Annotated in this window: 14 protein-coding genes; 4 read left to right on the top strand and 10 right to left on the bottom strand. The window is 70.3% G+C overall.

The window, feature by feature from the left end; genetic code table 11:
* Positions 1–7: 7 nt before the first annotated feature.
* Positions 8–1,249 (top strand): phosphotransferase, encoded by a 1,242-nt coding sequence (locus T9R20_RS02030; protein ID WP_322410896.1) that lies wholly within the window; start codon positions 8–10, stop codon positions 1,247–1,249.
* 29 nt (positions 1,250–1,278) lie between these two features.
* Here T9R20_RS02030 and treS read toward each other — a convergent pair whose 3' ends face one another.
* The 4 genes from treS to T9R20_RS02010 all read right to left on the bottom strand — a co-directional run bounded on the left by treS (position 1,279) and on the right by T9R20_RS02010 (position 5,689).
* The gene (gene treS / locus T9R20_RS02025; protein WP_322410895.1) at positions 1,279–3,591 is read right to left on the bottom strand and encodes a maltose alpha-D-glucosyltransferase; all 2,313 of its coding nucleotides are present in this window, start codon (positions 3,589–3,591) and stop codon (positions 1,279–1,281) included.
* Between the two features lie 263 nt (positions 3,592–3,854).
* Positions 3,855–4,691 (bottom strand): universal stress protein, encoded by an 837-nt coding sequence (locus tag T9R20_RS02020; RefSeq protein ID WP_322410894.1) that lies wholly within the window; start codon positions 4,689–4,691, stop codon positions 3,855–3,857.
* A gap of 205 nt (positions 4,692–4,896) precedes the next feature.
* Positions 4,897–5,256 (bottom strand): SHOCT domain-containing protein, encoded by a 360-nt coding sequence (locus T9R20_RS02015; protein WP_322410893.1) that lies wholly within the window; start codon positions 5,254–5,256, stop codon positions 4,897–4,899.
* A 1-nt stretch (position 5,257) separates the two neighbouring features.
* Positions 5,258–5,689 carry a DUF6325 family protein gene (locus T9R20_RS02010; protein WP_322410892.1) on the bottom strand — a complete coding sequence of 144 codons (432 nt, stop codon included), beginning with the start codon at positions 5,687–5,689 and terminating at the stop codon, positions 5,258–5,260.
* 219 nt (positions 5,690–5,908) lie between these two features.
* Between T9R20_RS02010 and T9R20_RS02005 the strand changes: the two genes are divergently transcribed.
* Entirely contained in the window at positions 5,909–6,352 is a 444-nt protein-coding gene (locus T9R20_RS02005; RefSeq protein ID WP_322410891.1) for a YbhB/YbcL family Raf kinase inhibitor-like protein, read from the top strand.
* Between the two features lie 20 nt (positions 6,353–6,372).
* Here the strand turns inward: T9R20_RS02005 and T9R20_RS02000 are convergent, their stop codons facing one another.
* Positions 6,373–6,912, bottom strand: coding sequence for a YaeQ family protein (locus T9R20_RS02000; protein WP_322410890.1), 540 nt, complete (start codon positions 6,910–6,912; stop codon positions 6,373–6,375).
* 55 nt (positions 6,913–6,967) lie between these two features.
* A complete protein-coding gene (locus T9R20_RS01995) occupies positions 6,968–7,090 on the bottom strand; it encodes a hypothetical protein (RefSeq protein ID WP_322410889.1) in 123 nt (40 codons plus the stop codon).
* A gap of 130 nt (positions 7,091–7,220) precedes the next feature.
* On the opposite strand from T9R20_RS01995, the gene T9R20_RS01990 reads away from it, so the two are divergent.
* Positions 7,221–8,138, top strand: coding sequence for a LysR family transcriptional regulator (locus T9R20_RS01990; RefSeq protein WP_322410888.1), 918 nt, complete (start codon positions 7,221–7,223; stop codon positions 8,136–8,138).
* A gap of 5 nt (positions 8,139–8,143) precedes the next feature.
* Here T9R20_RS01990 and T9R20_RS01985 read toward each other — a convergent pair whose 3' ends face one another.
* Positions 8,144–9,124 (bottom strand): cation transporter, encoded by a 981-nt coding sequence (locus T9R20_RS01985; protein WP_322410887.1) that lies wholly within the window; start codon positions 9,122–9,124, stop codon positions 8,144–8,146.
* On the bottom strand, positions 9,121–9,645 hold the full coding sequence (locus T9R20_RS01980; protein ID WP_322410886.1) for a transporter substrate-binding domain-containing protein: 525 nt from the start codon (positions 9,643–9,645) through the stop codon (positions 9,121–9,123). The genes T9R20_RS01985 and T9R20_RS01980 overlap by 4 nt, the downstream gene beginning before the upstream one ends.
* Before the next feature lie 208 nt (positions 9,646–9,853).
* On the opposite strand from T9R20_RS01980, the gene T9R20_RS01975 reads away from it, so the two are divergent.
* Positions 9,854–10,930, top strand: coding sequence for a YihY/virulence factor BrkB family protein (locus tag T9R20_RS01975; protein ID WP_322410885.1), 1,077 nt, complete (start codon positions 9,854–9,856; stop codon positions 10,928–10,930).
* Here the strand turns inward: T9R20_RS01975 and T9R20_RS01970 are convergent.
* Both T9R20_RS01970 and T9R20_RS01965 read right to left on the bottom strand, forming a co-directional pair.
* A complete protein-coding gene (locus tag T9R20_RS01970; protein WP_322410884.1) occupies positions 10,916–11,638 on the bottom strand; it encodes a DUF72 domain-containing protein in 723 nt (240 codons plus the stop codon). The two genes, T9R20_RS01975 and T9R20_RS01970, sit on opposite strands and share 15 nt — an antisense overlap.
* 17 nt (positions 11,639–11,655) lie before the next feature.
* Positions 11,656–12,315 carry a hypothetical protein gene (locus tag T9R20_RS01965; RefSeq protein WP_322410883.1) on the bottom strand — a complete coding sequence of 220 codons (660 nt, stop codon included), beginning with the start codon at positions 12,313–12,315 and terminating at the stop codon, positions 11,656–11,658.
* Between the last annotated feature and the right edge of the window lie 171 nt (positions 12,316–12,486).

Below are 12,486 nucleotides of genomic sequence, written 5' to 3'. Positions count from 1 at the left end.
TGGGATGGTGCCTTCTGCAGACGAACTGGGCGCCTGGGTGGCGCAGCAACGCTGGTATGCGGGAAAGAGCCATGAGCCCCGCTTCCGGCTCCTCGACACCCAGTCGGCGCCACACGCGACCCGTTACCTTCTGATGGATGACGCCGGCGCCCGGCCGGTTCTCTACCACGTGCCCGTCTCCAGCGTCCCGACGACCCCCGACACCCCCGCGCTGATCACCCGCACGCCCGCGGGTTGCGAGATCGATGCGGCGCAGCATCCGCCGTTCGCGATCGCAGCCCTGGAGGCCATGGGGGTCGATGTGAGTCGGGTCACCGGCAGCCGTGTGCTCACCGGTGAGCAGTCGAACACCTCGATCGTCTTCGACGAGGACGGTCAGCCCACCATCATCCTGAAGCTGTTCCGCACTCTGCACGACGGGGAGAATCCGGATGTCACGGTGCAGCGCGCCCTGAGCGCCGCCGGGTCGCCGTTCGTCCCGAAGTTCTTCGGCAGTGTCGACGCGGAGTGGCCCGACAGCGGCGAGGAGGGCGGGGTCGCCCGCGGCACGCTCGGATTCGCTCAGGAGTTCCTTCCCGGGGTCCGCGACGGGTGGGCGATCGCGTTGGAGGCCGCACGCGAGGGGCGCGACTTCACCGATGCCGCCCGCGACCTCGGCGTCGCGGTCGCTGGGGTGCACGGCGCCCTCGGGCAGGCGCTCGGTACCGCCGACGGCGGGCCGGAGGCCGTCGCCGCGGCCGAGGTGACGTGGCGCCGCCGCCTCATGCTGGCCGTCGCCGAAGTGCCCGCCGTCGCCGACCGCGCGGCGGCGATCGAGACGGTCTACAAGGCCGCCCTCGCACGACCATGGCCCCGCCTGCAGCGGATCCACGGCGACCTGCACCTCGGCCAGGTGCTCGCCGTACCCGGCGCCGGGTGGCGGATCGTCGACTTCGAGGGCGAACCGCTCCGCCCCATGCACGAGCGCGCGGTGCCCGACCTGCCGGTGCGCGATGTCGCGGGCATGCTCCGCTCCTTCGACTACGCCGGCGCGGTCGGCGGGGCACCGGAAGGCGTGTGGGCGGCCGCCTGCCGCGCCGCGTTCGTGGAGGCGTACGACGGCGCCGACGGGTCGGTGGGCCTCGACCCGGTCATCCTGCGGGCACTCGTCCTCGACAAGGCCGTGTACGAGTCGATCTACGAGGCCCGCAATCGCCCCACGTGGCTGCCGGTGCCGCTGGCGGGGATCGACGCCGCTCTCGCGGGCTGAACGACCGGCCGCGGCATCCGATCAGGGGATCATCCGATCGGATCCTCGTCCTCGTCGGGCTCGCCCGGCTCGAGGAGGAGGAACACCCCGCCGTAGGCGGGGAGCGACACCGTGAAGCTCTGCAGGTCGTCGACGTGGCCGATCACCTCGTCGGTGGCGGCGTCGCGCACCTCGGAGCGCCGCGCGAGCTGCTTCGAGCGGACCGTCCCCTCCACAGGTTCGTCGGCGAAGTTCAGCACCGTCACCTGCAGCGGGGCGTCGGCATTGGGCACCCCGTCGTCGAGCCGGTGCACGAGCACGAGCATGCCGGCGTGAGCGACCTGCGGCACGTCGACCTGCGTGGCGGTCGCGATCCCGTGGCGGCGGCGCAGCTCGATGATGTCCGACAGCCGTGAGGCGAACGACCCCGGGTTGCCCAGCTGGGCAGGAAGCGAGCCGTACAGCGACCGTCCCCGCGGCATCCCGGCGGCCGAGCGCGTCGCCTTCGGGTCGACGTCGAGCAGGTCGTGGGCTCCGCGCTCGATCCAGCGCGTGTCGCCCGAGGCGATGAGGTCGGCGACCTGGGCGGCGGGCACGGTCAGCATCCCGACGAGATCCCACCCCGACAGCGCGAAGACCCCCGGCTGCCACGCGTTGTAGGCGCAGAGCAGCAGATGGGCGTCGCGGATGGCGGGGATGTCGGCTTCGGTGACGTCGTCGAGCCGCGCGGCGCCGCGGGCGGCGGCGATGAGCGACGTGGTGGTGCAGGCGATGCCGTTCTGCGTGAACACGCGGTTGAAGTCCGCCGTGCCGGTGAGGCTCTCGGTGAGCTCGGCGCGCACGAGCTCGGCGAGATCGCTGCCCGTGATCTCGCGACCGCGGAAGCGGTACTCCTCCTCCGCGTGGCGGGTCGCCCAGTGGATCAGCTCGTAGGTGAGCTCGTCGTGATTCTGCAGCCCGTGCACGAGCTGCACCGGCTGCACCCCGAGCTCGAGGGACGAGGTGAGCGCGAGGCGCAGGAAGTCGGTGCGTCCGGTCGCCAGTGCGTGATGGTAGCCGGGTCGCCCGATGAAGTCGTAGGAGAGGTCGGCTCCTACCGCCCCGGTGTCGCGGATGTCTTCGATGGTGAGGTTGAGCTCCTGGAAGGTGAATCCGCCGACCTTGCGCACCATGCCGGCGATGATGTGGTTCGCCGCGTGCGAGAGGGGGTGGCCCTCCGACCAGGCCGGGAGGCCCTCGGCGCTCTTCTCCACGCCGAGGAAGCCGTTGGCGTCCAGGCGGAGGGCGCTGGTGCCGAGGTCGCCCAGGGAGTGCAGGGCGTCGCCGATCACCAATCGCATACCGGCGAAGGTGGGGTCGAGCCAGTTGATGGAGGGCTGGCCCTGCTTGAAGTAGTGCAGGTACACCCAGCGCCGGGTGACGCCGTCGGGACCGAGCACCGGCGCGGTCGCGCTCCAGTTCGTCTCCTTCACCCCGGGGGTGTAGAAGATCACCCGCTGCAGGGCGCCGATGATGTACCCGCGCTCGGCGAGCTCGTGCTCGGTCGCGGGGTCGAGGTTGACGCTGTCGACGTCGTCGGGCACGTCGGGGAGGAGGGCCCAATCCTCTTCGAGGATCTCGACCATGTGGTAGATCCCGGGGTAGTCCTTGAAGCCCATCTCGGCGAGGCGGAAGTCGGCTCCCTTGCCGGTGTGCCCCGGCACGATGTCGTCGATGATGCTGCCGCCGTGACTGTCGGCGGTGTCGCAGAGGGCGCGGAACTCCTCCTCGGTGCCGAATGCCGAATCGATCGCGGTGCTGATGCGATCGAAGTGACCGTCGACGCTCGGCGTCTCGAGCCATCCGGCGATGCCGCCGGCGCGCTTGACCGGGCCGGTGTGGATCGCCGTGATCCCGACGCGCTCGAAGGCCGACCACAGCGCGTCGTCGCCGAGGGCGGCGAGGAACGACTGCCCGGGCCGCGTGATGAGCGAGATCGGGTAGGCGGTGAACCAGACGTCGCTCGTCGCGATCGCGCGCCGCGCGTCGGGGCGGGCGTAGGGGTTCCGCCACATCGACGGCTGCCCCGACAGCTGCCGGGCCAGCACGTCGGCATCCTTGAGCATCGACTGCCGCACAAGCCACTCGACGTACGACGGGTTGCTGCCGTTCGCGGTGCGCGGGTCGGTCGCGATGCGCCGCACCCGGCCGGAACGCAGGTTGTCGCGGGGCCGCAGTCGTCGCGGGCGCGCGGGGTAGCGCTGTTCGTCGTAGCTGATCTCGGGGGTGTCGGGTTCGGAGGTGTCGTTGTCGAGTTCGTGCAGGAGGGGGAGGTCGATCGGGCCGGTGTAGAGGTCCTCCGGCCGGTACTCGTCGCGCGCCATCCTTCGACCGTACGTATTCACGGCGTCGGACGCGAGGTCTGGCGTGTCGGCCGGGGGACGGCTAGGGCGGTCCGTGGGTGCCGGTCCGCCTGGCCGGCCGGGCACGGCGCGGCGCTCGAAACCCACGTGCCCCGCCGAGACCCATCGCGACACGGTCGGTTTCGGCGCCGGAGGTGGGTTTCGGCGCTGGGGCGGGGTGGTGGGTCGTCGCGAAACGCCGCGCGCCACCGCGCGGAGCCGCGCCGATCAGCGCGCCGCGGCGATCAGCGGACGGCGGCCGTCACGGCCGCGAGATCGGCGAGCACGTCGTAGCTCACCGAGCCGAGCACGAAACGGCGGAACGCGCCGCGACCGTGCGTTCCGACCACGACCAGCCGGGCCGTCGCGGCGTGACGGTTGATCATCTCGGCCGGGTGCCCGCGCTCCGCGCGCGCGACGATCTCGAGGTCGGGATACCGGCCTCGGAGCCCCGCGAGGGCGATCGACAGGTTCTCCTCGGTGAGGGCCTGCATGTTCTGCAGGTACTGCTCGGGGTAGTGGCCGTGGCTGCGGGAGGGGAGCGGCACCCACGCGCCCACGGCGATCAGCGGCTCGCCGAGACGGTCGGCCTCGGCGGCGGCCCAGGCCACCGCGTGCTCCGAGGTCTCGGACCCGTCGACACCGACGACCACGCCCCGACGCTCGCCGAGCTCGACGTCGGGCACGACGACCACGGGGCAGGACGCGGTGGAGACGATGCGGAAGCCGTGCGGGCCCCGCGTCGCACCGGCCTCCGGGCCGCGATGATCGCTGCCGATCACCAGCAGCGCCGCCCCCTCGGCGGCGGCGATGAGCTTCTCGGTCGGGTTGCCGCGCTCGACGATCACCTCGACCTCGAGCCCCTCGGCGCGAAGGCCCGCGGCGGCCCTTTCGGCCCGTTCGCGCATCGCCGCGAGGAGGCCCTGCACGAGGGCATCCTCCCCCACGACACCGACTGCGCCGCCGAGGATCGAGATCAGCCTCAGGCGCTGCCGCCGGTCACGGGCGCGGGTTGCCGCCCACGCGAGCGCACGGTCGGCCACGGGCGCGTCGGTCAGCCCGACGGCAATCACCTCGGACATCATCGTCCCTTCCCTCGTCTATCCCTCACCACCTGACCGCTCACCACCTGCGCTGTCACCACCTGCGCTGTCACCGCGAGAGTGCATCTGCGCGACGAGGACTCGGGGTTCACCCGCACTCTCGGCACCCAGCTGCATTCTCGCGGGCGGCGAGCCGCGAGCCACGGGCGGCGAGCCGCGGATCGCGCGCGGTGCGCCGCCCGCGTCAGCCGAGGAGCTTCGCCTTCGCGGCCGCGAACTCCTCCTCGGTCAGCACCCCGGCCTGCTTCATGGCGGCGAGCTGCTGCAGGCGCGCGATCATGTCGTCGCCTCCCCCGGCAGCCGGAGCGGATGCCGCGGGCGCGGCAGCCTGCGGCATCTGTGCGGCGACGGCGGCCTGCGCCGCCGCATCCATCTGCGCCTGCTGCTGCGCGGCCTGGTACTGCTCCTGCTCGTACTGCGCCTGCGACTTGCGCTCGCGCGATCCCTGCATCGCACCGCTCACGGCGGATGCGGTCCCGGCGACCACGGCGGTGCGGGCGGCGAGGCCCAGGAGGCCCGGGCGTCCCATGCGTCGGAAGGGCATGTCAGTTCTCCTCTGCGTCGATCATGTCGGCCACGGCGTTGACCACCGGTGCGGGGATCCGCTCGGCGGTCAGCACAGTCCCGCCGCTCTGCGCGACCTTCTCGGCGAGGGCGCGCGCGTACGTCATCTCCAGGGCGACGAGCACCGCCGAGCTGCCCGGGGCGATGAGCTCGGCGAGCTTGTCGATGTCTTCCGAGGCGGTGAGCCCTGCGGCGAAGAGCTCGATCCCCTCGATGCCGAGGGCGTTCTCTTCCTCGACCTCGATCATCTCGATGTCGCCCTCGGCCGACTTCCGCAGCACCACCAGGTCGAGCAGGCGCACCGCGCCCGACTCGATGATCTCGCGGAGCGCTGCCACGGCGTCGGGGTGGGGGCGATCGCTGTCGAAGCCGACCAGATACAGCTCGACCGGCCCGTACCGGAACTCGACCATCGGGTGTCCTCTCTCGTCGCGACGGGGCGCGTGACGGCAGGCCGCGCGCAGTGTCCGGGAATACGGCCATCCTCTCGCGACGGGGACGCCCCGCGCCATCCTCTGTTTCCACAGAGACCCTCCTCTGTTCCCGAGAACTCCTTCACCGTCGGCTGGGAGAACGCGAGGCGATCGCCGTCCGCCGAGCCGACGGCATCCGTCCCGGGTGAGGATGTATTCATGCGTATCGACGAACTCACGATCTCGAGCCCTGACATCCCCGACCTCGGCGACGTGCCCGAGCGCTTCTCGGCCGACGGTGGCAACGCCGAGCCCCGGCTGCAGATCACCGGCGTCCCCGAGGGGACCCGTGAGGTGGTCGTGATCTCGCATGACCCCGACGCGCCGCTGCCGAACGGCTTCACCCACTGGGTCCTCTACGGTCTGCCGCCGGTCGACCAGACCGTCGACACCGCCGCGGCGACCGCGGGCCCGAACGGGGCGGGGAAGATCGGATGGTACGGACCGCAGCCTCCTGCCGGCCACGGCCGCCACCACTACTACTTCTGGGTGTACGCCCTCGACCGCGAGGTGACAGGCACCCCCAGCCGCGAGGAGTTCCTGCGCGACTACGCCGACGCCGTCATCGAGCAGAACCGGTTCGTGGGGCACTTCCAGCGCTGAGGGACTCCCGCCTCGGCCGCTCAGACGAGAGGCTGGTCGTGGATCGCCGAGCTGAGAGCCGTGCCGTTGAGGTCGAGATAGAGCTGCCGCTCGGTCACCGACAGCGTCATCGTGTTCCGCCGCGCCAGCGCGTCGACCGCGGCGTCGATGAAGCCCCGGTCGAAGCTGTGCAGCACGATGTCCTCGCCGCGGTGGATCGTCTTGCCGGCCACGCCCGCCCGCACCTTCGCCGGATCGCGGTGGGTGTACACGGTGGTGCGATCGGCGAGCTTGCTGCCGAAGTGCAGGCGCCCGGCGTCGGGCGCTCCGACCTCGATCCACGCGGTGATGCGGCCGGTCGCATCGCGGATCAGCACGGCGGGCTCCTCGGTGGCCGAGATGCCCCCGCTGAACGCGACGCCGTCTTCGTACTCGAGCAGGTATGCCAGCACCCGGGTGACCATGTACGCGTCGGTCTCGGACGGATGCCGCGCTGCGCGCACCGTCACCTCGTCGTAGACACCCCGGTCGACATCGGCGAGCTGCACCTCGAAGGTGTGCATCACTGCGCCGGCGGCCATGGTCAACGAGCCTACGCCGCGGCCACGGCGGGCGACGCCCGCCGTGGCCGATCGGTCAGATGACGCGTGCGTACGTGCGGGTCGGGACGCGCCCGTAGCCGTCGGTCATGGTGAGCGCGACCGCACCGGCGATGGCGGCGACGGCGGTGGCGATGAGGAGAGCGAAGAAGACGACCATGATCGGGCCTTTCGTAAGGTGGACGTCGATGTACGACGAGCCCCGTTGCTCTACTCGACCTTTCCATCGTGCGCCCGCAAACCTTTCAGCACAAGCGAACAGTTCTGCAATGTCGATGTAGCTTTGCTTCATGGACGTACGTCGATTGGATCTCCTGCGCGAGCTGGCCGAGCGCGGCAGCATCACCGCCGTGGCGGCTGCGACGCATCGCACGCCCTCGGCCGTCTCGCAGCAGCTCAAGGTGCTCGAGCGCGAGGCAGGCCTTCCCCTCACCGAGCGCGTCGGCCGCGGCATCCAGTTGACCAGCGCCGGGCACGCCCTCGCCCGCAGCGCCGGCGACGTCGCGGTCGCGCTCGAGCGTGCGTCGGCCCTCTGGGACGAGTTCCGCAACCACCCCAGCGGCGAGGTGCGTCTCGCGACGTTCCCGTCGGCGGGGCAGGTGCTGCTGCCGGGGGTTCTGCACGAGGTGTCGCGCACGCCGGGGCTCATCCTGTCGTGCGCCGACGGAGATCATGAACTGCTGGACTTCCCCTCGCTCACCGCCGACTACGACATCGTGCTGGCCCACTCCCTCCGCGGCGCGCGCGCCTGGGGCGGTAGGGGGCTGCGGGTCGTGCCGCTCATGACCGAGGCGCTCGACATCGCGCTACCGGCCGACCACCGCCTCGCGGGCAGGAGCTATCTCACCGCCGGCGACGTCGTCGACGAGCCGTGGATCGGGGTGCCGATCGGCTTCCCCTTCGAACGCATCCTGCACGACATCGAGGAGGCCGCGGGGCGTCGTGCCGCCATCTTCCAGCGCATCAGCGATCTGCGGATGGTCGAGGGGTTCGTGGCGGCCGGCCTCGGTGTCTCCCTGATCCCCCGCTCCACCTCCGGCGGGATCGATCCGAGTCGCGTGGTGCTGAAGCCGCTGCGCGGAGTGGACGCGGAGCGCGACATCGTCGCGCTGCTTCGGCCCGACACCGCCGAACGTCTCGCCGTGCGCACGGTCCTCGAGATCCTGCGGGCGAACGCCGCCGAGATCGAGGCAGCTCACGCGACCTGAAGGCGTCACCCGCGGTGGTCGACCACGTCGGGCAGTTTCCGCACCGGCACCACCACGATGTCCTGCACCTTCCAGTCGAGGCCGATGCACGCCGTGCGCGCGTCCTCCAGCGTGTCGAGCGAGGGCATCCGCCCCTTTCGCGGAACGACGAAGGCCTCGATGTGGAACACATGCCCCTCGTCGCGGACGCGGCTGCCCGCGTCATCCACCCAGCGGAGGGTCCGGAGGTAGTCGTCGACCGCGATCGCCACCGGATGCGGCGCCGCGTCGTCGAAGGTCGTGGCGCGGGCATCCATCAGATCGGTAATCGCCGCGCCGGTATTCCGCAGCCCGTCCCAGAGGATGCTGCCTGCGATGAACATGGCGGCGGCTCCGTCCAGCCACCATACGCCGAGACCGATGCCGGTGACCCCCACGATCGAGCCGACCGCGGTCATCCAGTCGGCTTTGTTCATGTCAGCATCGGCATACAGCACCTTGTCGTGCAGTTCTTCGGCCAGCGTCATCTTCGCGCGGCCGATGAAGACCGGCGGAAGGGCGATGAGCGCCATCACGCCGATCATGAGCCAGCCGAGCCAGATCGTCGCCCCGAAGATCTCGACCGTCCCGATCGTCGGGTGCTCGAGGAGGATCAGGGCGATCGCCGAATCGACCAGGAGGTAGGTGCCCATCGTCATCAGCGCCACCGCAGCCACGAGGTGCCCGATGCCCACCGAGCGATGCTGGCCGTAGGGGTGCTTCGCAGTCGGAAGCGCCCGGCTCACGCGCACCGCGACGAGGAACGCGAGAGGAGGCAGGAACGATAGGAGGTCTTCGATCCACGCCGCCTTCATCGCCTGGGAGTTGCCGAGGACGAGCCCCACCAGCGTCACCGATACGACGAGGAAGGCGATGGTGATCCACTCCAGCCGGATCGCCTGGCGAAGCACCTCGCGCTGGTGCTCGGGCAGCTCGCTGTGTCCGAACCGCGCCGTCTGGGCGGTCATCCGTCGCCCTGTTCCACATGTGCGGAGAGGAACTCCTCGAGCTCGGAGAGGAAGGCGTTCTCACCGAGCGGCACGAGCATGACGAGCATGTGCGTGCCTCCCTGATCGTCGACCACCTCGCGATAGGCGCGCGTGACACCGGCCTTGTCGGTCCACGGTGTCTTATCGGTGATGCCCCCGGCGACGAGATCGAGGGTGCCGTCTTCGAGGCCCCGAACAAGCGTCTCCTCCGCGCCGACGGTCCACTCCACGTCGGCATCGAGCGATTCGGCGAAGGCGCGGATCGCGTCGGCCTCGTAGCCGGACGGTTCATCGCCGGAAACGTTCATGAGGTCACCGTTCGGTGTGACCCCGGCATGCAGCACGTCGCCGCGGACGTCCTGCAGCGTCCCGTCAGGGTCGGCGGGCATGAGCGGCTGCCCGCACCCGGTGAGCAGCAGTGCCACGCCGAAAGCGGCGGCGGCCAGGGATCGTCGCGAACTCCTCCTGCCGCTCTCACGGGCCTTCCTCCGATCGACCACGACTCCATCGTGCGCACCCGCGGGTGCCATGGTCACGGGACTTGCCAGACGACGCAGACACGGCTACGCGCCCTCATGGGTCGTTCTCTTCGGTCCTTCCCGCACGGTCGCGCGATAGCCCGGGGCGCCGCGTAAATCAAGTCCCGTCCGGCTGACGCGTCGTGCGGCCCACAATGCTGCACTCGCGACCGATAACCGGGAGGACGTCATGACCAGCGACACCGCAGAGCACGACCGCACCACCGAGGCGGCCCCTGATCCCGAGGCTCCGAGCAAACCGGATTCGCCCGATGAACTGCACAAACGGTCTTGGAAGTACGTGCTCGGCAAGACGGCGCGGGAGTTCTCCTCCGACCAGTGCACCGACATCGCCGCCGCGCTCACCTACTACTCGGTGCTGTCGATCTTCCCCGGCCTCGTGGCGGTGTTCTCGTTGCTCGGCGTGCTCGGACAGGGTGACGCCGCGGCGGGCACGGTTCTCGGCATCCTCGACCAGGTCGCTCCCGGAGACACCGCGCAGGCACTTCGCGGGCCGATCGAGCAGCTCGCGGAGTCCCCGGCGGCCGGGCTCGCGCTGATCACAGGCGTCCTGCTGGCGATCTGGTCGGCGTCGGGTTACGTCGGCGCCTTCAGCCGGGCGATGAATCGCATCTACGAGATCGAAGAGGGGCGTCCGTTCTGGAAGCTGAAGCCCGCGCAGCTCGTCATCACCGTGATCGGCATCGCGCTGATCCTCGTGTGCGTGATCATCCTCGTCGTCTCGGGCCCCGTCACCGAGGCGGTAGGCCGCGCGCTGGGGCTCGACGAGGTGGTGCAGACCGTCTGGTCGATCGCCAAGTGGCCCGTGCTCGCGGTCATCGTCGTCCTGATGGTGGCGATCCTGTACTACGCGACCCCCAACGCCAAGCAGCCGAAGTTCCGGTGGCTGAGTCTCGGGGCGCTGCTGGCCATCGTGGTCCTCGTGGTGGCCACCGCCGGGTTCGCCTTCTACATCGCCAATTTCTCCAACTACGACCGCACCTACGGGTCGCTCGCCGGGGTCATCGTCTTCCTGCTGTGGCTGTGGATCGCCAACCTCGCACTTCTCTTCGGCGCCGAGTTCGACGCCGAGCTCGAACGGGGCCGCGAGCTGCAGGGCGGGATCGCCGCCGAGAAGGACATCCAGCTACCGCCCCGCGACACTCGGAAGAGCGACAAGGCTGCCGAGAAGGAGCGCCGGGATGTCGAGGAAGGCCGCCGTCTTCGCACCGGGGCCGCGCAATCGGGCGGATCAGGCGAGGAATGACCGGAGCGTTCGGGCATTGCGCACCGCGTTTCCGGCGCCGTCGTTGTTGAAGTAGGCGTACACCTCGTGCCGCTGGGCCTCCCATTCGCGGATGCGCTCGGCCCACCACGTCAGGTCGGCGTCGGAGTATGAGCCGGCATAGAGCGCGCCGGTATCCGGTCCGTGCAACCGGACGTAGACGAGGGACGCGGTGGCGCGCAGGATGCAGGCCAGCCCCGCACCGCTCATCACGCAGTAGGCGGCGCCGCGACGCTCGAGGAGGGAGAAGACCTCCTCTTCGTGCCACGACGCGTGACGGAACTCCACTACCGGACACATCCACGACGGGGTGCGACGCAGGAACCAGTCGAGGCGCTCGTCGTCGCGCTCCATGTCGGGCGGCAGCTGCACGAGAAGGGGTCCGCGCCGGTCGGCGAGCGCATGCAATCCGACCGCTACGCGGTCGAGCCACTGCTCGGGTTGATGCAGCCTCCGCCCATGGGTGAGCCCTCGGGGAGCCTTCACCGTCATCCGGAACCCGGCCGGCAGACGCGCCCGCCAGCCCGCGAAAGTGATGTCGCGAGGCCAGCGGTAGAAGGTGGCGTTCACCTCGACTGTGTCGAACTCACGGACGTAGTGCGCGAGACGCTCGCGGGAGGGAAGACCCGGCGGGTAGAGCACGCCGTTCCAGTGGTCGTAGCTCCAGCCGGAGGTGCCGATGCGTGCCATCGCGGGGAAGCGACCGGTCAGGACGCGGTCGTCGACCTGCCGAACCCGACGCGGTCGACGCGACGGTGGTAGCGCATCCCGGCCATCCCGCCGAGGACGGCGCCCACGAGGGCGACGATCGCCGCGCCGACGGCCGTGAGGATGCCGGTGAGTGTGGCGGTCTCGGGCGTTACCGGGATGCGGGGGAAGCTGTCGAGCGTCGCCAGGATGTCCCATTGGCTGCCCGCGATCGCAGTGATGATCGCGACGACGAGGGCGACGACGATCGCCCAGATCCACACGGCGATCCCCTGCTTCGCTCCGCTGAAGCGCGCCATCCGTCCGGCGACGTAACCGCCGGCGAAGTAGGCGATCAAGAGCACAAGTGCGATGAGCACGGCGCCGATGACAGTCGTCAGCACGGGCGCGGATCCAACGGCCTCCGCGGCGTCGTCGACGGGTCGTGTCTGCACCCCGACTGCAGCCCCGACAGACGCGACGAGAGCGGTCAGAAGGACCGCGGTTCCGGTGGCGGTGAGCCAGCCGAAGAATGCGACACCGAATCTCATGCCGCCGAAGCGTTCGCGCTCTCTGGCCAGGACGTCGTCGCGCAGGTTCGACGGGGTGCCCTGCGCCTCAGCAGGCTCGGATCGGCGGCCAGTAGCGCCGTCGCGGTCGTCATACGGGTGGGAGGTCATGCGGGGACGCTAACCAGGGGAACCAGTGGCCGTCTTCGGGGTTGCGCCGTCAGGGTGGTCGCCGTAGTCTCCCGCACCCTGCGCGCGCGGGAGATAGCGAGCGCAACCGCATTTGGCAAGGGGGCTTTCTCTTCGCACGGGTTTGCGTAGAACTGGCCGTCACCCGATCGC

This window comes from Microbacterium invictum, from assembly GCF_034421375.1.
In the GTDB taxonomy this organism is placed as follows: Bacteria; Actinomycetota; Actinomycetes; order Actinomycetales; family Microbacteriaceae; genus Microbacterium; species Microbacterium invictum_A.
The sequence above is the reverse complement of the archived record's forward strand: the minus strand, read 5'-3'. Positions and strand labels throughout refer to the sequence as shown.

Coding starts and splice junctions, on each gene's coding strand:
- T9R20_RS01975 (WP_322410885.1), top strand. CDS start 9,854: ATGACCAGCGACACCGCAGAGCACGACCGCACCACCGAGGCGGCCCCT.
- T9R20_RS02015 (WP_322410893.1), bottom strand. CDS start 5,256: ATGCCCTTCCGACGCATGGGACGCCCGGGCCTCCTGGGCCTCGCCGCC.
- T9R20_RS01970 (WP_322410884.1), bottom strand. CDS start 11,638: ATGGCACGCATCGGCACCTCCGGCTGGAGCTACGACCACTGGAACGGC.
- T9R20_RS02005 (WP_322410891.1), top strand. CDS start 5,909: ATGCGTATCGACGAACTCACGATCTCGAGCCCTGACATCCCCGACCTC.
- T9R20_RS02010 (WP_322410892.1), bottom strand. CDS start 5,689: ATGGTCGAGTTCCGGTACGGGCCGGTCGAGCTGTATCTGGTCGGCTTC.
- T9R20_RS01995 (WP_322410889.1), bottom strand. CDS start 7,090: ATGGTCGTCTTCTTCGCTCTCCTCATCGCCACCGCCGTCGCCGCCATC.
- T9R20_RS01990 (WP_322410888.1), top strand. CDS start 7,221: ATGGACGTACGTCGATTGGATCTCCTGCGCGAGCTGGCCGAGCGCGGC.
- T9R20_RS02020 (WP_322410894.1), bottom strand. CDS start 4,691: ATGTCCGAGGTGATTGCCGTCGGGCTGACCGACGCGCCCGTGGCCGAC.
- treS (WP_322410895.1), bottom strand. CDS start 3,591: ATGGCGCGCGACGAGTACCGGCCGGAGGACCTCTACACCGGCCCGATC.
- T9R20_RS01985 (WP_322410887.1), bottom strand. CDS start 9,124: ATGACCGCCCAGACGGCGCGGTTCGGACACAGCGAGCTGCCCGAGCAC.
- T9R20_RS01965 (WP_322410883.1), bottom strand. CDS start 12,315: ATGACCTCCCACCCGTATGACGACCGCGACGGCGCTACTGGCCGCCGA.
- T9R20_RS02000 (WP_322410890.1), bottom strand. CDS start 6,912: ATGGCCGCCGGCGCAGTGATGCACACCTTCGAGGTGCAGCTCGCCGAT.